The sequence below is a fragment of the Streptomyces bikiniensis genome, assembly GCF_000716625.1.
In the GTDB taxonomy this organism is placed as follows: domain Bacteria; phylum Actinomycetota; class Actinomycetes; order Streptomycetales; family Streptomycetaceae; genus Streptomyces; species Streptomyces bikiniensis.
This window is the reverse complement of record NZ_JNXJ01000016.1, coordinates 1-20334: the sequence shown is the minus strand read 5'-3', so window position 1 is coordinate 20334 and position 20334 is coordinate 1. Positions and strand designations below refer to the sequence as shown.

Annotated in this window: 17 protein-coding genes; 9 read left to right on the top strand and 8 right to left on the bottom strand. The window is 73.5% G+C overall.

Going from position 1 to position 20334, the window contains the following annotated elements:
* Window positions 1-245: 245 nt before the first annotated feature.
* Both ppdK and OO47_RS15325 read left to right on the top strand, forming a co-directional pair.
* Window positions 246-2957: a pyruvate, phosphate dikinase gene (ppdK, locus tag OO47_RS15330; RefSeq protein ID WP_030210969.1), complete on the top strand. Its 2712-nt coding sequence runs from the start codon at window positions 246-248 to the stop codon at window positions 2955-2957.
* A 633-nt stretch (window positions 2958-3590) separates the two neighbouring features.
* On the top strand, window positions 3591-4616 hold the full coding sequence (locus tag OO47_RS15325) for an ArsR/SmtB family transcription factor (protein WP_030210967.1): 1026 nt from the start codon (window positions 3591-3593) through the stop codon (window positions 4614-4616).
* On the opposite strand, the gene OO47_RS15320 is transcribed toward OO47_RS15325, so the two are convergent.
* Window positions 4586-5740 carry an alkaline phosphatase PhoX gene (locus tag OO47_RS15320; protein ID WP_030210965.1) on the bottom strand — a complete coding sequence of 385 codons (1155 nt, stop codon included), beginning with the start codon at window positions 5738-5740 and terminating at the stop codon, window positions 4586-4588. The genes OO47_RS15325 and OO47_RS15320 overlap by 31 nt on opposite strands.
* A 650-nt stretch (window positions 5741-6390) precedes the next feature.
* Here OO47_RS15320 and OO47_RS15315 point away from each other — a divergent pair.
* Complete coding sequence (locus tag OO47_RS15315) at window positions 6391-6867, top strand: group III truncated hemoglobin (protein WP_030210963.1); 477 nt, start codon at window positions 6391-6393, stop codon at window positions 6865-6867.
* A gap of 163 nt (window positions 6868-7030) precedes the next feature.
* Entirely contained in the window at window positions 7031-7444 is a 414-nt protein-coding gene (locus OO47_RS15310; RefSeq protein ID WP_030210960.1) for a VOC family protein, read from the top strand.
* Between the two features lie 20 nt (window positions 7445-7464).
* Here OO47_RS15310 and OO47_RS15305 read toward each other — a convergent pair whose 3' ends face one another.
* From OO47_RS15305 to OO47_RS15285, 5 genes are all read right to left on the bottom strand, one after another.
* Entirely contained in the window at window positions 7465-8229 is a 765-nt protein-coding gene (locus OO47_RS15305) for an SDR family NAD(P)-dependent oxidoreductase (protein WP_030210959.1), read from the bottom strand.
* Between the two features lie 115 nt (window positions 8230-8344).
* On the bottom strand, window positions 8345-8929 hold the full coding sequence (locus OO47_RS15300; RefSeq protein WP_030210957.1) for a TetR/AcrR family transcriptional regulator: 585 nt from the start codon (window positions 8927-8929) through the stop codon (window positions 8345-8347).
* Between the two features lie 41 nt (window positions 8930-8970).
* Complete coding sequence (gene nirD / locus OO47_RS15295; protein ID WP_407696308.1) at window positions 8971-9282, bottom strand: nitrite reductase small subunit NirD; 312 nt, start codon at window positions 9280-9282, stop codon at window positions 8971-8973.
* A gap of 71 nt (window positions 9283-9353) precedes the next feature.
* On the bottom strand, window positions 9354-11918 hold the full coding sequence (gene nirB, locus OO47_RS15290) for a nitrite reductase large subunit NirB (RefSeq protein ID WP_051715730.1): 2565 nt from the start codon (window positions 11916-11918) through the stop codon (window positions 9354-9356).
* A gap of 1 nt (window position 11919) precedes the next feature.
* Window positions 11920-13233, bottom strand: a complete 1314-nt coding sequence (locus OO47_RS15285) for an NAD(P)/FAD-dependent oxidoreductase (protein WP_030210952.1) — start codon at window positions 13231-13233, stop codon at window positions 11920-11922.
* A 389-nt stretch (window positions 13234-13622) separates the two neighbouring features.
* Between OO47_RS15285 and OO47_RS15280 the strand changes: the two genes are divergently transcribed.
* The 3 genes from OO47_RS15280 to OO47_RS15275 are packed head-to-tail and all read left to right on the top strand — an operon-like array spanning window position 13623 to window position 16105.
* Window positions 13623-15053, top strand: coding sequence for a ferredoxin reductase family protein (locus OO47_RS15280; RefSeq protein ID WP_078489669.1), 1431 nt, complete (start codon window positions 13623-13625; stop codon window positions 15051-15053).
* Window positions 15046-15282 carry a hypothetical protein gene (locus tag OO47_RS36870; RefSeq protein ID WP_158708660.1) on the top strand — a complete coding sequence of 79 codons (237 nt, stop codon included), beginning with the start codon at window positions 15046-15048 and terminating at the stop codon, window positions 15280-15282. The genes OO47_RS15280 and OO47_RS36870 overlap by 8 nt, the downstream gene beginning before the upstream one ends.
* Before the next feature lie 37 nt (window positions 15283-15319).
* Window positions 15320-16105 carry a TSUP family transporter gene (locus OO47_RS15275; RefSeq protein WP_030210947.1) on the top strand — a complete coding sequence of 262 codons (786 nt, stop codon included), beginning with the start codon at window positions 15320-15322 and terminating at the stop codon, window positions 16103-16105.
* Window positions 16106-16143: 38 nt separating this feature from the next.
* Here OO47_RS15275 and OO47_RS15270 read toward each other — a convergent pair whose 3' ends face one another.
* On the bottom strand, window positions 16144-16773 hold the full coding sequence (locus tag OO47_RS15270) for a class F sortase (RefSeq protein ID WP_030210945.1): 630 nt from the start codon (window positions 16771-16773) through the stop codon (window positions 16144-16146).
* Window positions 16774-16962: 189 nt separating this feature from the next.
* Window positions 16963-17493, bottom strand: a complete 531-nt coding sequence (locus tag OO47_RS15265) for a hypothetical protein (protein WP_030210941.1) — start codon at window positions 17491-17493, stop codon at window positions 16963-16965.
* A 309-nt stretch (window positions 17494-17802) separates the two neighbouring features.
* On the opposite strand from OO47_RS15265, the gene OO47_RS15260 reads away from it, so the two are divergent.
* Window positions 17803-18444, top strand: a complete 642-nt coding sequence (locus tag OO47_RS15260) for an NADPH-dependent FMN reductase (RefSeq protein ID WP_030210940.1) — start codon at window positions 17803-17805, stop codon at window positions 18442-18444.
* A 12-nt stretch (window positions 18445-18456) separates the two neighbouring features.
* Window positions 18457-20190: an ABC transporter ATP-binding protein gene (locus OO47_RS15255; RefSeq protein WP_030210938.1), complete on the top strand. Its 1734-nt coding sequence runs from the start codon at window positions 18457-18459 to the stop codon at window positions 20188-20190.
* Window positions 20191-20334: the final 144 nt, after the last annotated feature.

Here is a 20334-nt window from a genome sequence, read left to right as displayed (position 1 = left end):
TTTTTGTGTTCAGGAGTTGAACGCAAAAGTCGCGATGATCGCTCACCTGAGCGGCTTACCTCTGTTTTGAGTCATCGCGTCTTCGGGCCCTGAAAGCGGAAGCTACCGCTCGGTTACTTTCGAAGCGCTGGCGGACGGGTGGTTAAGACCAGCTGACCGCTAGGCGTACCTCCCTAGAAGCCTTCGATCTGGGTATGTTCCTCGCCGTCAGGGCAGCCAACCGAGTCGTCGAGGAGTCGTGGCCCGTGTCGGAAAACAATGATCAGAAGTTCGTCTACGACTTCACCGAGGGCAACAGGGACCTGAAGGACCTGCTCGGTGGCAAGGGCGCGAACCTGGCGGAGATGACCAACCTCGGCCTCCCGGTCCCCCCCGGCTTCACGATCACCACCGAGGCGTGCAAGGTCTACCTGGAGAGCGGCTCGGAGCCGGTCGAGCTCCGCGACGAGGTGACCGCCCACCTCGACGCCCTGGAGCGCACGATGGGCAAGAAGCTCGGCCAGGCCGACAACCCGCTGCTCGTCTCCGTCCGCTCGGGCGCCAAGTTCTCCATGCCGGGCATGATGGACACGGTCCTCAACATCGGCCTCTCCGACGAGTCCGTCGTGGGCCTCGCGCGGCAGGCCGACAACGAGCGCTTCGCCTGGGACTCGTACCGCCGGCTCATCCAGATGTTCGGCAAGACCGTCCTCGACGTGGACGGCGAGCTCTTCGAGGACGCCCTCGACGAGGTCAAGGCCGCGAAGAAGGTCGCCAGCGACACCGACCTGGACGCCGCCGACCTCAAGAAGGTCGTCAAGCAGTTCAAGAAGATCGTGAAGGCCCAGACCGGCCGCGACTTCCCGCAGGACCCGCGCGAGCAGATGGACCTCGCCATCGAGGCCGTCTTCAACTCCTGGAACACGGACCGCGCCAAGCTCTACCGCCGCCAGGAGCGCATCCCGGGCGACCTCGGCACCGCCGTCAACGTCTGCTCGATGGTCTTCGGCAACCTGGGTCCGGACTCCGGCACCGGCGTCGCCTTCACCCGCGACCCCGCCTCCGGCCACCAGGGCGTCTACGGCGACTACCTCCAGAACGCGCAGGGCGAGGACGTCGTCGCCGGCATCCGCAACACGGTGCCGCTCGCCGACCTGGAGTCGATCGACAAGGCGTCGTACGACCAGCTCATGCACATCATGGAGACCCTGGAGACCCACTACAAGGATCTCTGCGACATCGAGTTCACCATCGAGCGCGGCCAGCTCTGGATGCTCCAGACCCGCGTCGGCAAGCGCACCGCCGGTGCCGCCTTCCGCATCGCCACCCAGCTCGTGGACCAGGGCCTGATCGACGAGGCCGAGGCGCTCCAGCGCGTCAACGGCGCCCAGCTCGCCCAGCTGATGTTCCCCAAGTTCGACGAGAACGCGAAGGTGGAGCAGATCGGGCGCGGCATCGCCGCCTCCCCGGGCGCCGCCGTCGGCAAGGCCGTCTTCGACTCGTACACGGCCGTCAAGTGGTCCCGCTCCGGCGAGAAGGTCATCCTCATCCGCCGCGAGACCAACCCCGACGACCTGGACGGCATGATCGCCGCCGAGGGCATCCTCACCTCGCGCGGCGGCAAGACCTCGCACGCCGCCGTCGTCGCCCGCGGCATGGGCAAGACCTGTGTCTGCGGCGCCGAGGAGCTGGAGGTCGACACCAAGCGCCGCCGGATGACCACGGCCGACGGCCAGGTGGTCGAGGAGGGCGACGTCGTCTCCATCGACGGCTCCACCGGCAAGGTCTACCTCGGTGAGGTGCCCGTCGTGCCGTCCCCGGTGGTCGAGTACTTCGAGGGCCGGATGCACGCCGGCGCCGACGACGCCGACGAGCTGGTCCAGGCCGTCCACCGGATCATGGCCTACGCCGACCGCGTCCGCCGCCTGCGGGTCCGCGCCAACGCCGACAACGCCGAGGACGCCTCGCGCGCCCGCCGCTTCGGCGCCCAGGGCATCGGCCTGTGCCGCACCGAGCACATGTTCCTCGGCGAGCGCCGCCAGTACGTCGAGCGCCTGATCCTCGCGGACACCGACGCCGAGCGCGAGGACGCCCTCAAGGCCCTCCTGCCGCTCCAGAAGCAGGACTTCGTGGAGCTCTTCGAGGCCATGGACGGGCTGCCCGTCACGGTCCGGCTGCTCGACCCGCCGCTGCACGAGTTCCTGCCCGACATCACCGAGCTGTCGGTCCGCGTCGCCCTCGCGGAGTCCCGCAAGGAGCCGCACGAGAACGACCTGCGCCTGCTCCAGGCCGTCCACCGGCTGCACGAGCAGAACCCGATGCTGGGCCTGCGCGGCGTCCGCCTCGGCCTGGTCATCCCCGGCCTGTTCACCATGCAGGTCCGGGCCATCGCGGAGGCCGCGGCCCAGCGGATCGACGCCAAGGGCGACCCGCGCGCCGAGATCATGATCCCGCTCGTCGGCACCGTCCAGGAGCTGGAGATCGTCCGCGAGGAGGCCGAGCAGGTCATCGAGGAGGTCCGGGCGCAGACCGGCGTCGACCTCAGGCTGGCGCTCGGCACCATGATCGAGCTGCCGCGCGCCGCCGTGACCGCCGGACAGATCGCCGAGGCCGCCGAGTTCTTCTCCTTCGGCACCAACGACCTGACGCAGACGGTCTGGGGCTTCTCCCGCGACGACGTCGAGGCCAGCTTCTTCACCGCGTACCTGGAGAAGGGCATCTTCGGCGTCAGTCCCTTCGAGACCATCGACAAGGACGGCGTGGGCTCCCTGGTCCGCAGCGCCGTCGAGGCCGGCCGCGCCACCCGCCCGGACATCAAGCTCGGCGTCTGCGGCGAGCACGGCGGCGACCCGGAGTCGGTGCACTTCTTCCACGAGGTGGGCCTCGACTACGTCTCCTGCTCGCCCTTCCGGATCCCGGTGGCGCGCCTGGAGGCGGGCCGCGCGGCGGCCGAGTCGAAGGGCAGCGACAGCCGCTGAGGCGGTACGGGCCTCCGCCGGGCTCCGGTCCGGCCGGAGGCCCGGCCACTCCTGAACCCCGGTTCAGGAACGGGCCCGAACTCCTGCTGAACCCCCGTTCAGCAGCGGGTTCACCGAACCCCCGGGGCCGTCGCCGGTCCACTTCACCACCCTCACCGGCGGGCGGCGGCTCCGGATTCACAGGGACGGGACGGACACCTTTGTGCGGAGGTGTCCGTCCCGTCGTGTTTCTCCCGGGGGGCGGCCGCTCATTTCGCCGGGCCGTCGTTCGGATGTGGATTCGTGTTCAATTACGGCCGTTTGAATTATTCGCCGTTGAACTTTTCTGTTTCCGCGCCGCAAAGGGCGGGGCGGGCGCGGCCCCCGGATCCCCACCCGGGGGCCGCGCCCTTTACCGATGCCGGGCAGGTGAGCCGCAACCCTCGCCGACCGCCGCCGGACGGGCAAAGCCCCCCACGGTCTTCACCACGTCACCTCGGTCCAGAAGGTTTCCTGCCCGACCCGTACAGCTTTTCGGTTCCGCCTCGTTCGCCGCGATGCTTTTCAACTGTGGCTGAAACACCCTGGTAACGTGCAGTGATGCTGTGCATACTCGTCGTCGGGGGTGGTTGCGAGTGCACAGGTGGGGACCTCATGCTGCGGATTCATTTCACCGGAAACGACTTGGCGGGGGTGCGGACGGCGGCCCGGCCGGATGTTCTGTGGGAAACGATTCTGAGCTTTCACCGTTTAAGGGACCGGCGCGGCCCCGTCGTCTACGGAGAATGGCGCTCCGAGGTCCGGACGCGGCTCGGCGGTGAGACCCGGCTCCTCGCCGCCCTCGTCCCCAGCAGGGGCTATTTCCCCGACTTCCTGACGCCCGCCGAGGGCGTCAACGGCCTGGACGAGGGCCTGCAGGCGATCCGCGCGACCGACCCGGGCCGGCTGCGCGGGGAGCTCTCGCTGCTCGCCGCCGACCGCTCCGGCGGACGGACCGTGCCCCACTCGCTGCGCGCCCTCGCCGACGGGGGAGCGGAGCCCTTCGACCGGCTCCTGGGGGCCCTGCGCGGCTACCACCGGGCCGTCGTCGAGCCGTACTGGCCGCACATCCGGGCCCGCGTCGAGGCCGACCGGGCCCGCCGCGGCCGGGCCCTCCTGGACGGCGGCGCCGAGGAACTGCTCGCCTCGCTGCCGCCGATGCTGCGCTGGCGCGCGCCCGTCCTGGAGGCCGACTACCCGGTGGACCGGGACGTGCACCTCGACGGGCGGGGGCTGCTGCTCCAGCCCTCGTACTTCTGCCGGGGGACCCCGGTCGTGCTGCGCGACCCCGCGCTGCCGCCGGTCCTCGTCTACCCCGTCACCCACGGCGAGGCGCCGACCGTCCGCGCGCCGGGCGGCTCCTCGCTCGCCAAGCTCGTCGGCCAGACCCGCTCGGCGGTGCTGCACGCCATCGGGGACGGCGGCACGACCAGCGAACTCGCCCGCCGCGCCGGGGTGTCGCTCGCCTCGGCCAGCCAGCACGCGGGCGTCCTGCGCGAGGCCGGGCTCATCGCGACCCTGCGCCACGGCAACGCGGTCCTGCACACCCTGACGCCGCTGGGCGCCGCACTCCTCGGCGGCGCCCAGCAGAAGAAGGTGGAGCTGCGCTGCTACGCGCGGAACGGGCCGGTCACCTCGTAGGTGATGCCGCCCGAGGAGCTGCCGCTCGTGCCCCGCTGGCTGGAGAAGTACAGCCGCCTGCCGTCGGGGGAGAAGGCCGGTCCGGTGATCTCCGAACCGGACTGGCCGTTGATCCGCAGGAACGGGGCGACGACGTCGTCCGGGGTGATGACGCAGATCTCCATGTTCCCGCCGTCCTCGGCGACGTACAGGTCGCCGGAGGAGGTGCCGGTGACGTTGTCGACGCCGGTCAGCGGGGCGCCGCCGGAGACCAGCGAGTCGTCGTAGGCCAGCTCGTACGTGCCGGCGGCGAGGTTGACCTGCCAGACCCGGTTGTCGCCCTTGGTGGTGAACCAGACGGTGTCGTCCGCGTAGTAGCAGCCCTCGCCGCCGTTGAAGCGCTTGGCGCCGGAGACCTGGTCGCGGGTGGCGGTCGGGGAACCGTCCGGGTCCGGCACGTTCTGCCAGGTGAAGGTGCCGGAGGTGGCCGTGGACGCCTTGAGGACCTGGAGGGTGCCGGAGGAGAGGTTGCCCCAGGTGGTGGGCAGGAAGCGGTAGAAGCAGCCGTTCGACTCGTCCTCGGTCAGGTAGATCGCCCTGCGGACCGGGTCGGCCGCCGCCGCCTCGTGCTTGAAGCGGCCCATCGCGTCCCGGCGGTACGCCGTGCCGCCCCACGGGTTCGACTCGTAGACGTACCCGAGGGACACCTCCTCGCAGGACAGCCAGGTGTTCCACGGGGTGGCGCCGCCCGCGCAGTTCTGCCGGGTGCCGGAGAGGATGCGGTACGCGCCGGTGATCGTGCCCGACGCGTTGAACCTCACCGCGCTCGCGCCGCCGTTGGGGTTGATCTCCGAGTTCGAGACGTAGATCCAGCCGGTGCCGTCGACGAAGCAGGCGCCGCCGTCGGGGGCGCTGTGCCAGGTGTACGAGGTGCCGCTGACCGTCTGGCCGGACCGGGCGATCACCCGGCTGGTGAACCCGGCCGGAAGCTGGATGCCGTTCGCGTCCGCCGGGCCGAGCGCCCCGTAGGGGCCGGTGCCGGGCTGGGCCGGGGCGGCGAAGGCCGCACCGTGCCACAGGCTGCCGCCGAAGGCGGCGGCCGAGGTACCGATGACCGCTCCGCGCAGGAAACCGCGTCGCTCCACGTCTCACTCCCGAGAAGGATGGTGAACCGCCCCGCCGCACCGGTCGGCGCCGGGGTCGCGCGTCTCCGGAACCTAGGAGCGGGGAGTTGACGGGGCGCCAACGAGCGGTGAAGGGGAGACGGCGGGTGCGGGGCGACCGGAGGAGGCCGGGATGCGGGGGGGGGCATGGGGGTGACCGGAGGAGGCCGGGGGCGGCTGGAGCAGGCCGGGGCCGGGGGCGGGCTGTCGGTGGTGGGCGTTGCCTTCGGACCGTGTCCGTCACCGTGCGGCCGGTCCGCGCCCGCCCGCTCGACTCGGTACGGCTGCCGGGCGCCGCGTCCCTGGTCCGGGGCACCGCCCTCGAGATCCGCCGGGACGCCCCACCGCGCCCCGCTCCTCCACGGCGACGACCCGGAGGTCCACGACCTGGAGGACCTGTTCGCGGGGGAGTCGGCGCCCTCGGCCGTCCTCCCGATGCCCTGGCCGGACCGGGGCCGGGGCGGCGCCTCGGCGAGCCCGGACGGCGACGGCACCCGGCTCACGTACGACGAGGGCGGGACGCTGCACCGCTGGAGCGCGGCGGACGACCGAGGCCCGGGCAGCGGGGCCGGGCGCGGGGCCCGGGACCTTCGGCACTGGGGGAGCCGCCCGGTCCGGGGGAGACTGGGGGCATGTCCGCCGCCAGGGAGACCAGGGAGACCCGCGCGACCCGCGACATCCGCGACCGCGCCGACCTCGACGTGCTGCTGCGCCGCTTCTACGGCGAGGCCTTCGCCGATCCGCTCGTCGGGCCCTTCTTCACGGAGGTCGCCGGGACCGATCTGGAGGCGCACCTGCCGGGGATCACCGACTTCTGGGAGCGGGCCCTGTTCCGTACCGCCTCCTACGGGCGGGACGCCTTCGCGCCGCACGCCGCCCTCCACGCCGTCCGGCCGCTCACCGCCGCCCACTTCGGGCGCTGGGTGCAGCTCTGGCGCGCCTCCGTCGACGGCCTCCACGCGGGGCCGCGGGCCGAGCGGGCCAAGGCGCAGGGGGAGCGGATCGCCCTGGCCATGCTGCGGCGGCTCGCCGGGCCCGACGCGTCCACGGGGGGCGGAAACGGCGGGTTCGTCCCCCTGGCGGCCCTCCGGCTGCGTACCGTCGCCTGACCCCGCCCGACCCCGCCCGACCCCACCCGACCTCGGCGGGCCGGGCCGGGCGAAAAAATTCTTTCCGGAACGGCGATGAGTTCCGGGCGGCGTCCCCGTCCTACCTCTTGAAAGCGCCGGAACCGCACCGAGCGGGCCGGCCGACCGAGGAAGAGAGAACGCCATGGCCCCGCAGATGATCTTCGTGAACCTGCCCGTGAAGGACCTCGACGCCAGCAAGGCCTTCTTCGAGAAGCTCGGCTACTCCTTCAACCCGCAGTTCAGCGACGACACCGCCGCCTGTCTCGTCATCAGCGACACGATCTTCGCGATGCTGCTCACCGAGAAGAAGTTCAAGGAGTTCACCGCCCCGGGCAAGGAGATCTCCGACGCCACGAAGGCCACCGAGGTCCTGATCACCCTGAGCGCCGAGAGCCGCGAGAAGGCGGACGCGCTGGCCGACGCGGCCCTCGCCGCCGGTGGCACGCCGGCGAAGGAGCCCATGGACATGGGTTTCATGTACGGGCGCTCCTTCACCGACCTGGACGGCCACCACTGGGAGGTCTTCTGGATGGACCCGGCCGCCGACCAGGGCTGAGCCCCGGACCGGGCGGGGACTCAGGCCGCGACGCCGCCGTCGACCACGAGGTCCGTGCCGACGGCGGAGCCGGCCGCGTCCGAGGCGAGGTAGAGGACCGCCGCCGCCACCTCCGCGGCGGACGAGATCCGGCCCAGCGGCGACTCGCCCTTCATCCGGACCTCCCGCTCGGCCTCGGTCTCGCCGGGCCGCAGCGACATCGTGGACTCCGAGGCGCCGGGGCTGACCGCGTTGATCCGGACCCCGTCGCCGACGTGGTCCAGGGCCGCGGCCCGGGTCAGCGCCGACACCGCCGCCTTGGAGACCTGGTAGCCGGAGACGCCGGGGACCCGGACGTGCGCGCCCAGGTTGGACGAGACGTTCACGATCGCCCCGCCGCCGTGCGCCCGCATGTGCGCCACCTCGGCCTGGAGGGCGTGCAGGACCCCCGTGACGTTGACGTCGAGCAGGGCCTTCCAGTCCTCCAGGGGGAGGTCGGCGGCGCTGTGGCCGCCGCCCCGGAAGATCCCCGCGTTGTTCACGGCGACGTCCAGGCCGCCGAAGAGCTCGACCGTGCGCCGGACCAGCTCCCGGGTGGAGTCGGCGTCGGTCACGTCGGCGGTGACCGCCGCGGCGGTGCCCCCGGCGGCCCCGATCAGGGCGACCGTCTCCTCCAGCGTCTCCGCCGTGCGTCCGGCGGCGACGACCTTCGCGCCCTCGGCGGCGAAGGCGAGCGCGACGGCCCGGCCGAGACCGGAACCGGCTCCGGTGACGAGGACGACGCGATCGGTGAAGCGTGCGGACACGAGGGACTCCTTCTGTCGTGACGGCAAATTCTTGACCGTACGTTCCAATATGAGGACCGAAGGAAGGGCACCCGCGAGGGTGCCCGTCCCCGGACCGTCCAGGCCGGCGGATCGTTCAGTCCAGCAGGGTCAGCGCCTGTTCCGCCGCGTCCCGCACCCTGGCCGGGTCGCTCGACGCCTTGCCGACCACCCGGACGCCCTGGAGCAGGACCAGGAGCATCCGGGCCAGCGCGCGCGGATCGCGGCCGGCCGGGAGCTCGCCCCCGGCGCGGGCCCGGACGAGCGCCGCGTGCAGCAGCGTCTCCAGCTGCTCCCAGCTCAGTTCGACCCGGCGGGCCACCGCCGTGTCGTGCGGCCCCAGCTCCGCCGCCGAGTTGGTGACGAAACAGCCGGTCAGGCGCTCCCCGTCGGTCGCCGCCTCGGCGGCGAAGCGGCGGACGAGCGCCCGGACGGCCGGCAGGGCGGGGCCCGGCGCGGACAGCTCCTCGACGAGCCGGGGGTCCTGGCTCTCGGCGTACCGGTCCAGCGCCTTCAGGTACAGCTCGTGCTTGCTCCCGAAGGTCGCGTAGATGCTGGCGCGGCCCACCCCGAGGTGCTCCACGAGGTCCGCCATCGTCGTCGCCTCGTAGCCGCGCGCCCAGAACAGTTCGAGGGCTGCCCGGAGCGCGGCGTCCGGATCGAATTCCTTGGTCCTGGCCACGACATGACCCTAGATTTATCTGGAACGATCGGTCAAGTTCCTTAGGGGAGCGCCGGATCGAGCTGGACCGCACGCACCGGATACACCGCCACCGCGACCTCCTCGTCGTCCAGGCAGCGGCCCGTCTCCAGGTCGAACCGCTGCTTCAGGAGCGGCGAGGCCACGAACGGGCGTCCGCCCGCCGAGCCGATCAGCCCCCGGGAGAGCACCTGCGCCCCCGTGAACGGGTCGCGGTTGTCGATCGCGTACGTCCGGCCCGACCGGTCCCGGAAGACCGCCGCCTGCCGGCCGTCCGGCAGCAGCACCGCCACGCCGCGGCCCGGGGTCAGCCGGCTCTCCTCGCAGACGGTCATCCAGGACTCGGGGGAGAGGGACAGTTCGAGCGTCTTCAGCGGTTCGGGCGTCTTCCGCGGTTCGGGCGTCTTCATCGGGAGGCGACCCCTTCCAGGGTGAGGAACGTCAGGTCCGGCTTGATCTGGTCGCGCTCCGGCACGAACCGGACCGAGGGGTCCGGCGCGTCCGGGGCGTTCACGAAGGAGACGAAGCGCCGCAGCCGCTCCGGGTCGTCCAGGGTCTGCGCCCACTCGTCCTGGTAGGCGTCGACGTGCGCCGCCATCAGGGACTCCAGCTCGTCGCAGAGCCCGAGCGAGTCGTGCACCACCACGTCCCTGAGGTGGTCGAGCCCGCCCTCCAGGCGCTCCAGCCAGGTCGAGGTCCGCTCCAGCCGGTCCGCCGTCCGGATGTAGAACATCAGGAACCGGTCGATCAGCCGGACCAGTTCGGCGTCCGACAGGTCCTGGGCCAGCAGGTCCGCGTGGCGCGGGGTCGCGCCGCCGTTCCCGCCGACGTACAGGTTCCAGCCGTTCGCCGTCGCGATGACCCCGAAGTCCTTCGACTGCGCCTCGGCGCACTCGCGGGCGCAGCCCGAGACCGCCGACTTCAGCTTGTGCGGCGAGCGCAGGCCCCGGTAGCGCAGCTCCAGCTGGATCGCCATCCTCACCGAGTCCTGCACGCCGTACCGGCACCAGGTCTGCCCGACGCAGGACTTCACCGTGCGCAGCGCCTTGCCGTACGCGTGCCCCGACTCGAAGCCCGCGTCCACGAGCCGCGTCCAGATCGCCGGGAGCTGGTCCACCCGCGCGCCGAACAGGTCGATCCGCTGACCGCCGGTGATCTTCGTGTAGAGGCCGTAGTCCCGGGCCACCTCGCCGATCACGATCAGCTTGTCCGGGGTGATCTCGCCGCCGGGGATGCGCGGCACCACCGAGTAGGAGCCGTTGCGCTGCATGTTGGCGAGGAAGTGGTCGTTGGTGTCCTGGAGGGAGGCCTGCTCGCCGTCCAGGATGTAGCCGTTGTTGAGGCTTGCCAGGATCGAGCCCACGGTCGGCTTGCAGACCTCGCAGCCCTCCCCGCCCCGCGCCTCCGGCCGCCCGTGCGAGTCGAGCAGCGCGGCGAACGAGGTCACGCGCAGGGTGCGGGCGATCTCGTACAGCTCGCTCCTGCCGTACGGGAAGCAGCCGCAGAGCCCCTGGTCGGCGGGGGCCGGCAGCAGCTTCTCGATCACCTTCACGCAACTGCCGCAGCCCGTACCGGCCTTGGTGCACTTCTTCACCTTGGCGAGCGAGGAGCACTGGCCGATCGCGTGCTTCGTGACGTTGTGGCAGGAGCAGATCACCGCCTCGTCCGGCAGCGCCGACGGGCCGAGCGCCACCGGCGCGCCCGCGCCCGCCGGAAGCACCAGCTGCTCGGGGGAGACGGGCGGCACCGTACCGGTCAGCGGCCTCAGCAGCCCGTACGAGTCGGCGTCACCGACCAGCACGCCGCCGAGCAGCACGCCCTCGCCGTCCACCACCAGCTTCTTGTAGACGCCCGAGCGGGAGTCGGAGTACACGACGTCCAGACAGCCCTCGGCCGTGCCGTGCGCGTCACCGAACGATGCCACGTCCACGCCGAGCAGCTTCAGCTTGGTCGACACGTCGGCGCCCGTGAACCCCCGGTCCTCCTCGTCCACTTCTTCCGAGAGGACCGCCGCCACCGTCTGCGCCATCTCGTAGCCCGGCGCCACCAGGCCGTAGACCCGCCCGTCGACCGCGAGCGCGCACTCCCCGATCGCGAAGACCGCCGGGTCCGAGGTCCGGCACCGCTCGTCCACGGCGATGCCGCCGCGCTCGCCCACGGCCAGGCCGCAGTCCCGGGCCAGCTGGTCCCGGGGCCGTACGCCCGCCGAGAACACGACCATGTCCACGTCCAGTTCGGAGCCGTCCGACAGCCGCATGCCCGTCACGGCGCCGTCCGCCGTCACGACCTCCTGCGTCCCCGTCCCCGTGTGGACGCTCAGCCCCATCCGCTCGATCGTGCGCAGCAGGGCCGCGCCGCCGCCCTCGTCCACCTGCACCGGCATCAGGCGCGGCGCGAACTCCACCACGTGCGTCTCCAGGCCGAGGCCCTTGAGCGCGCCCGCCGCCTCCAGACCGAGCAGCCCGCCGCCGACCACCGCGCCGGTCGTCGCCGTCTTCGCGTACTCCTCGATCGCGAGCAGGTCCTCGATCGTGCGGTAGACGAAGCAGCCCCGGGCGTCCCTGCCGGGCACCGGCGGGACGAAGGGGTACGAGCCGGTGGCCAGGACGAGCGTGTCGTACGCGAAGACCCGGCCCGAGCGGGCGGTGACCGTCCGGGCCGCCCGGTCCACCGACTCGGCCGCGTCCCCCACGTACAGCTCGATGCCGTGCTCCTCCATGAACCCCGCCCCGACCACGGAGAGGTCGTCGGGGGTCCTCCCGGAGAAGTACGAGGTGAGCTGGACGCGGTCGTAGGCCGGGCGCGGCTCCTCGCAGAGGACCACGATCCGGGCCCGCCGGGTGACGCCGCGGTCGGCGAGCGCCTCCAGGAAGCGCTGTCCGACCATTCCGTGGCCGACCAGGACGATCGTCGGGGTGTGCGCGGCCGTACCGGCGCTCGTGCGGGCACGCGTGTCAGCGTCAGCGCTCATGTCAGGAGCCTCCGTCGTGGGTGAGCAGGTGGAGCAGGGGGGCCTCCGGGAGGGCTTCGTCGCCCTCCCAGGCCCGGGCGAGCGCGCCGACCGCGGCCAGGTCGCCGAGGAGGACGCCCCCGACGAGCCGGTCGCCCCGGACGACGACCTTGCGGTACGCGCCGCGGGTGGGGTCGGTGAGCTGGACGGTGTCGTCGCCCGGCCGCGCGGTGACCTCGCCGAAGGCGGCCAGGTCGAGCGGGCGCGGGCCGGTGAGGGTGAGCCGGGTGAGGGCGCGGGTGCCGGTGTAGGCGGGCGGGGCTCCAGCGGTGTCGGTGGTGCCAGCGGTGTCGGTGGTGCCGGTGGTGTCGGTGGTGCCGGTGGTGCCGGTGGCTCCGGTGGCTCCGGTGGTGCCGGACGCGGGCGCGTCGGAGGCCCCGGCCCCGGTCTCCCTCGCCAGCACCTCCGCCAGTGCGTCCGCCTGTTCGAGCGCCGGGCCCGCGAGCCCGTACACCCGGCCCGCGTGCTCCGCGCAGTCGCCCACCGCGTGGATCAGCGGGTCGGAGGTCCGCAGCTCGTCGTCCACCACGATCCCGGTGGCGACGTCGAGCCCCGCCTCCCGGGCCAGGGCCACCCGGGGCCGCACCCCGCAGGCCAGGACCACGACCCGGGCGTCGAGCACGAAGCCGTCGGCGAGTTCGACCGCCGTGACCGCCCCGTCCCGCTGCCGCAGGCCGCCGACCCGGCACTCGGTGTGCACCTCGACACCCAGCGACTCGACGTGCTCCCGGAGCAGCGCCGACGCGTGGACGTCCAGCTGGCGCTCCATCAGGCGCTCGCCCTGCTGGGCGAGGACCACGTCCGCGCCGGCCTCCGCGAGCGCGCGGGCCGCCGACACCCCGAGGAGCCCGCCGCCGACGACCACGGCCCGCACTCCGGGCCGTACCGCCGCGCGCAGCGCCAGGCAGTCGTCGATCGTGCGGAAGGGGTGGACGCCCGCCGGAAGGGCCGCCCCGCGCAGTCCGCGCAGCGGGGGCAGCACCGGGTTGGAGCCCGTCGCCAGGACCAGCCGGTCGTAGCCGACGCGCGAGCCGTCCGCGCACTCCACCGTCCGGGCCGCCCGGTCGATCCGCACCGCCCGCGTCCCGAGCCGGGCCGGCTCGCGGGTCCCGGGCAGGGCGATCACCTCGGGGGCGTACCGCCCGGCGAGGACGTCGGCGAGCAGCACCCTGTTGTACGGTGCGTGCGGCTCCTCGCCGAGGAGGGTGACGGGCAGGCGCCGGGCGAGCCGGGCGCCCGCCGTCCCGCCCCCGACCACCACGATCCGTGTACTCATGCCGGAAGCGTGCGGGGCCGGTGTTACCCGGCGGCATCCCGTCTGTTTCCCGTACGGAACGCTGATCTCCGCTCCCGGTCCCGCCCGCTGTGAGGGACCGCCGGGCCGCTCGCCGTGAGAGGCCGTGGGCCCGCTCGCTGTGAGAGGCCGCGAGGCTGCTCGCCGTGAGGGACCGCCGGCCCACTCGCTGTGAGAGGCCGCGAGGCTGCTCGCCGTGAGAGGCCGTGGGCCCGCTCGCCGTGAGGGACCCGGCCCCGTCCGCCGCGAGACCCGCCGGACCGGCCCCGGGGTTAACCCGTGGTCAGCCTCGCCTCAAGGCCGCCTTAAGGATCGGACGGACGCGGCTGAGCTGCGGATTCCCGTATACGGGCGCCCCTAGGGTGCCGGATGTGACCACCGAGGCCAGCCACCCCCTCTACGTACCCCTCGCGCCCCTCGCCGCGCCGCGGGCCGAAGAGCCCCGCCGCCGACGGCGCCCTCCGGTCCCGCCCGCCGCCCCGCCCGTCCCCGCCCTCCGGCTCGCCCCCGGGCGGCTGCGGACCGGGATCGCCGCCGGGGCCGGGGGCGTCGGCCTCCTCTGGGGCCTCCAGGCCCGGCCCTCCGCCCGGCTCGACGTCCTCTTCGCGTCCGGCGCCCACCTCACCGGGCTCCTCGCCGGGTACGGCGTCCTCGTCCTGCTGCTGCTCATGGCCCGGGTCCCGGCCGTCGAACACGGCGTGGGCGCCGACCGGCTCGCCCGCCGGCACGCCCTCGGCGGCCGGTACGTCCTCGGCCTGATCGCCGCCCACGGCGTCCTCGCCCTCTGCGGCCACGCCGTCCACACCCACGCCGACCTGTTCACCGCCGCCGGGGACCTCCTCTCGTACGGCGCGATCGCCGCCGCCACCGCCGGCACCGCCCTGCTCGTCGCCGTCGGGATCACCTCCGCCCGCTCCGTACGGCGCAGGCTCCGGCACGAGACCTGGCGGGCCGTCCACCTCGGCGCACTGCTCGCCGCCGCGCTCGGCTTCGTCCACCAGCTCGCGGGCCCCGACATCGCCGGCGGCCTGCTCACCCGCTGGCTCTGGTCCCTGGCGCACGCCCTCGTCGCCGTCCTCCTCGTCTGGTACCGGATCGTCGTCCCCGTCCGCGCCGCCCTCCGCCACGACCTGCGGGTCGCCGAGGTCCGCGACGAGGGACCCGGGGTCGTCTCGGTCCTGATCCGGGGCAGGGGAGTGGACCACCTGCGCGCCGAACCCGGCCAGTTCTTCCGCTGGCGCTTTCTGCGGCGCGGCCTGTGGGCCACCGCCCTGCCCTTCTCGCTCTCCGCGCCCGTCCGCGACGACACCCTGCGGATCACCGTCAAGGCGCTCGGCGACCACACCCGCCGCGTCCGGCGGCTGCGCCCCGGCACCCGCGTCCTCGCCACCGGGCCCTTCGGCGCGCTCACCGCCCACCGCCGTACCCGCCGCAAGGTCCTGCTGCTCGCGGGCGGGGTCGGCATTACCCCGCTGCGGGCCCTCTTCGAGACCCTGCCCGGCGGGCCCGGCGACGTGACCCTCCTCTACCGCGCCCCGGACGCCGCCTCCGTCGTCCTGCGCGAGGAGCTGGAGGCCATCGCCCGCGAGCGGCGGGCCGCCCTCCACTTCCTCCTCGGCCCCTCCGACGGCTCCTTCGACCCCCTCGCGCCCCGGGCCCTGCGCAACCTCGTGCCCGACCTCGCCGCCCACGACGTGTACCTGTGCGGCCCGCCCGCGATGGCCCGGGCCGCGACCGCCTCCCTGCGCCGGGCCGGAGTCCCGGCCGCCCGCATCCACAGCGAGGACTTCGACCGTGCGTAGACCCGCGAACGCGACCAGGACTCCCGCCGGGGCTCCGGCCACCGCCGGGCACGGCGCCCCGGCCTCCCCGGTGGCACGGGCCCGCCGCCTCCTCGCCGCCGGGCTCCTCGGCACCGGGGCGCTCGCCGCGACCCTGCTCACCGCCACCGTCACCCCGGCCGCGCCGCCCGCGCCCGACCGCCCGCCGGGCACGGCAAGCTCTGACGTAGCTCAACTCTCCCGGGATTGATGGACGGGCCAACGATCACGTCCCTAGGGTCGTGCCCATGCCCGAGACATCGCTGACCGCCCTCGTCCTGCTCTGCCTCGCCGCGCTCCTGGCGGGCTGGATCGACGCCGTGGTGGGCGGTGGCGGGCTGCTCCTGCTGCCCGCCCTGCTGCTCGGGCTTCCGCACGCCCCGGCCGCGCAGATCCTCGGCACGAACAAGGCCGTCGCCATCGTCGGCACCACCGGCGCCGCCGTCACCTACGTCCGCAAGGCGCCCGTCCGGGTCGGGACGGCCGTGCGGATCGGGCTCGCGGCCCTGACCGGCTCCATGGCCGGCGCCTTCTTCGCCGCCGGGATCAGCAGCGACGTGCTGCGCCCGGTGATCATGGTGGTGCTGCTCGGGGTGGCGGCCTTCGTGATGCTCCGGCCCTCCTTCGGCGCGCGGGCCGAGGGGGAGGAGCGGGGGCCGCTGACCCGGGCCCGGATCGTGACCGCGATCGTGGTCGTCGGCGGCGGGATCGGCTTCTACGACGGTCTGTTCGGGCCGGGCACCGGCACCTTCCTGGTCCTCGCCCTGACCGCCGTCCTCCACCTCGACCTGGTGACCGCCTCCGCCACCGCCAAGATCGTCAACGTCTGCACCAACGCGGGCGCCCTCGCGATGTTCGCGTACCAGGGCACCGTGTACTGGCAGCTCGCCGCCGTCATGGCGGTCTTCAACCTGGTCGGCGGGACGGTCGGGGCCCGGATGGCGCTGAGCAGGGGCGCCGGGTTCGTGCGCGGGGTGCTGCTCGTGGTCGTCTTCTCGCTGGTCGCGAAGCTCGCCTTCGACCAGTGGGCGTGAGCGGTCAGCGGTCCTGAGCCGTCGATGGGCCCGAACCTTCAGGAGGCGGGTCCCCTGACCCCGATGAGGTGTCCGAAGGCGACCACGTTCCCCTGGTAGCCGTTCTTCTTCGAGAAGCCGCCGCCGCAGGTGATGACCCGGATCTCGGCCCGGTCCGCCTCGGCGTACACCTTGTCGTCCGGGAAGGCGTCGTTCTCGTACACCTCGACCGCATCGACCGTGAACACGGCGGTGCGCCCGTCCTCCCGGTCCACCTCGATCCGGTGGCCCTTCTTCAGCGCGCCGAGGGTGTAGAAGACGGCCGGCCCCTCCGCGTTGTCGACGTGGCCCGCGACGATCGCGGTGCCCTTCGCGCCGGGCGCGGTCCCGCCCTCGTACCAGCCCGCCAGGTTCCTGTCCCCGGCCGGCGGCACTTCGAGCGAGCCGTCCGCCGCCAGGCCGAGCCCCGTCACCGGGGCGTCCACGTCGGTCTCGGGGATGCGCAGCCGTACGGGCGCCGAGGGCGGCAGCGGGTCGGCGGCGGCGTCGGTGTGGACGCTCGGCCCGGCGGCGAAGGCCTGGGCGGCGGACGGTACGGGCGGGGTGACGTCCGCCGAGCCGTTCTGGACGAGCCAGACGCCCACGCAGGCGGCCACCGCTATGCCCCAGCCCTTGCTCCTGTTGCTCACCTGCCCGGCTCCCTTCCGTCTCTTCGGGCCGTCGCGTCCTTCGGTCCTTCGCGCCCTTCGCGGCCGTCTCTTCGGTCCCTCGGGTCCGTCTCTTCGGTCCCTCGCGGCGCCGCCGGAACGCGCCGGGATGTGGTCCTGCCCCCGCCGGGCCCGTGCGGGCGTGCGGCGGGGGCAGGAAGGGGCGGTGCCTCAGTGCCCCCGCGCGCCGCTCGCCCGGCGGCGCAGGAGCAGGGCACCGCCGACGGCGGCCGCGGCCAGCACCGCCGCGCCCGCCGCGACCTGGGCGGTGTCGGGGCCGACGCTGCCCCCGACACCCGTCTGGACGTGGCCGCTGGGACGCCGGTGCGTGACGGTCAGGTCGCCCCGGGCCGTCTTGCCGTTGTCGCAGGCCACGCTGATGCCGTACGTACCGGCCCTGGCGTGCTGGGGCACGGTGAACTGGCCGACCACGATCTCCTTGTGGGTGCTCGGCTTCAGGTGGAACTCGCCCGCGCCGAGCGCGTTCGCGTCGCCGACGCCGCGCCCGTTCTTGCCGCAGGCGAGGGTGTTCACGGTGACGGTGGTGCCGGGGGACGCGGACGACGGGTAGATCTCAAGGGTCTCGTGCCGCCCCCCGGAGTCGTTCCACTCTTCGCCGGCGTGCGCCGCCGGGACGGCGAACGCCCCGAGCGCGGCGACCGTCAGGGCGGTACCGGTGAGCAGGCGGGCAGTGGTGCGCATGGGGTCCTCCGAAGCGCGCGTGCGGTCATGCCGGGACGGTCCTCCCGGGAGGGACTTCCCGGAGACGGACCTTCTGTGACCGAGATAAGGACCGCCGCGCCCCCTCCGCCTGCTGATGGGGCATCAGGATGGGGCCGTTCGATACGGCGCGCCGCCTGGAAACCGTACGTTTTCGCAGGTCGGAGGCGTTTTCGACACGCCGGCTCGCGACCGGTGCCGAACGGGTGACCGAGGGCCCCGGCCGTTCCCGCCGCGCGGTCCCGGACACCGCTTGACCTCAACCAAACTTGAGGTACCACGATCACCGGCATGGACCTCACGAACTCCACGCAGCCCACCGTTCCCCCCACCGCTTCCGCCCCTTCCGCTCCCCCCGCCCCCCTCTCCCTCGCCCTCGTCGTCGCGAGCGACCGCGAAGGGCGTTTCGCCCCCGTCCTCGCCGACTGGCTCCTCTCCCGCCTCGCCGAGCGCGAGGACTTCACCACCACGGTCGTCGACCTCGCCGGGGTCGACCTCCCCACCTCCCTCTCGTACGCCCCCTCCCCGGCCGTCCGCGCCGAACTCGCCAAGGTCACCCCCGCCCTCGAAGCCGCCGACGCCTTCGTCGTCCTCACCCCCGAGTACAACCACTCCTTCCCCGCCGCCCTCAAGAACCTGATCGACCGGCACTACACCGAATGGCAGGCCAAGCCCGTCGGCTTCGTCTCCTACGGCGGGATCTCCGGCGGCCTGCGGGCCGTCGAACAGCTCCGCCAGGTCTTCGCCGAGACGCACGCCGTCACCGTCCGGGACACCGTCTCCTTCCAGCACGCCCACGAGCAGTTCGACGAGGACGGACGGCACAAGGACCCGGCCGGGGCCGAGGGTGCGGCCAAGGCCCTCCTCGACCAGCTCGCCTGGTGGGGCCACGCCCTCCGGGACGCCAAGTCCGTCCGCCCGTACGGCGCGTGAGGAGGCGGCACCGTGCTGTTCCGGATCGTCCTCCCCCGTCTCCGGCCGTACCGGGCCCTCCTCGCCCTCCTCGTCGGCCTCCAGCTCGTCCAGACCCTCTCCTCCCTCGCCCTGCCCGCCCTCAACGCCGGCCTCATCGACCACGGCGTGCTGCGCGGCGACACCGGCCGGGTCCTCTCCGGCGGCGCCACCATGACCGCCGTCACCCTCCTCCAGGTCGCGGCGGCCGCCGCCGCCACCTACACCGGCGCCCGCATCGCCATGGGCGTCGCCCGCGACCTGCGCTCCGAGGTCTTCCGGCGCGTCCAGGAGTTCTCCGCCCGGGAGCGGGGCCGCTTCGGCGCCGCCTCCCTCATCACCCGCACCACCAACGACGTCCAGCAGATCCAGACGTTCACCGTCCTCGTCCTGACGATGCTGGTCGCCGCCCCGCTCCTGTGCGTCGGCGGCATCGCCATGGCCCTGCGCCAGGACGTGCCGCTCGCCCTCGTCCTCGTCCTCTTCGTACCCGTGATGACCGGGGCCGTCGGCACCGTCGTGCTGCGCCTGCGGCCCCTCTTCCGGGGCATGCAGCTCCGCGTCGACCGGACCAACCGCATCCTGCGCGAACAGATCACCGGCGTCCGGGTCGTCCGCGCGTTCGTCCGCGACCGGCACGAGCGGGAACGGTTCGCCGCCGCCAACGACGAGCTGTTCGCCGTCGGTCTGCGGGCCGGCCGGTTGCAGGCCGTCATGTTCCCCACGGTCCTGGTGATCTGGGAGCTGACCACCGTCGCCCTGGTGTACGTCGGCGCCCACCGCATCGACTCCGGCGCCCTCCAGCCGGGCGGGCTCGTCGCCTTCCTCGGCTACCTGCTCCAGACCTCCATGTCCGTGATGATGGCCCTCTTCCTCCTGATGCACATGCCGCGCGCCGAGGCCGGCGCCGAACGCGTCCGCGAGGTCCTCGACACCCGCTCCTCCGTCGTCCCGCCCGCCCACCCGGTCCGCGAACTCCACGGCCCCGGCCGGCTCGAACTCGACGGCGTCGGCTTCCGCTACCCCGGCGCGGAGGAACCCGTCCTGCACGACGTCCGGTTCACCGCCCGGCCCGGCGAGACCACCGCGATCGTCGGCTCCACCGGCAGCGGCAAGTCGACCCTCCTCGGCCTCGTGCCCCGCCTCTTCGACGCCACCGAGGGCCGGGTCCTGGTCGACGGCGCCGACGTCCGCACCCTCGACCCCGCCCTCCTGGCGCGGACCGTCGGACTCGTCCCCCAGAAGCCGTACCTCTTCTCGGGCACGATCGCCTCCAACCTCCGCTACGGCCGGCCCGACGCCACCGACGAGGAGCTGTGGCGCGCCCTGGAGACCGCCCAGGCCGCCGACTTCGTACGCGAACTCGACGCGGGCCTCGACGCCCCCGTCTCCCAGGGCGGCGCCAACCTCTCCGGCGGCCAGCGCCAGCGGCTCGCCATCGCCCGCGTCCTCGCCGCCCGCCCCCGCCTCCACCTCTTCGACGACTCCTTCTCCGCCCTCGACGCCGCCACCGACGCGCGGTTGCGGGCCGCGCTCGCCGAGGAGACGGCCGGCTCCACCGTGGTGGTGGTCGCCCAGCGGATCTCCACCGTCCGCCACGCCGACCGGATCGTCGTCCTCGACCGGGGGCGGGTCGTCGCCACCGGCACCCACGCGTCCCTCCTGCGGGACGACCCCACCTACCGGGAGATCGTCCTCTCCCAGCTCACCGAGGAGGAAGCCGCGTGAGCACGACCACGGCACCCCGCGATTCCCACGATTCCCGGGACCCTCAGGGCCCCCGCGACTCCCAGGACTCCCAAGACCCCCGGGACCCCCGTGGCCCCCGGGCCCCCCGGGCCCCCCGGGACAAGGCCCCCACCGCCCCCGCCC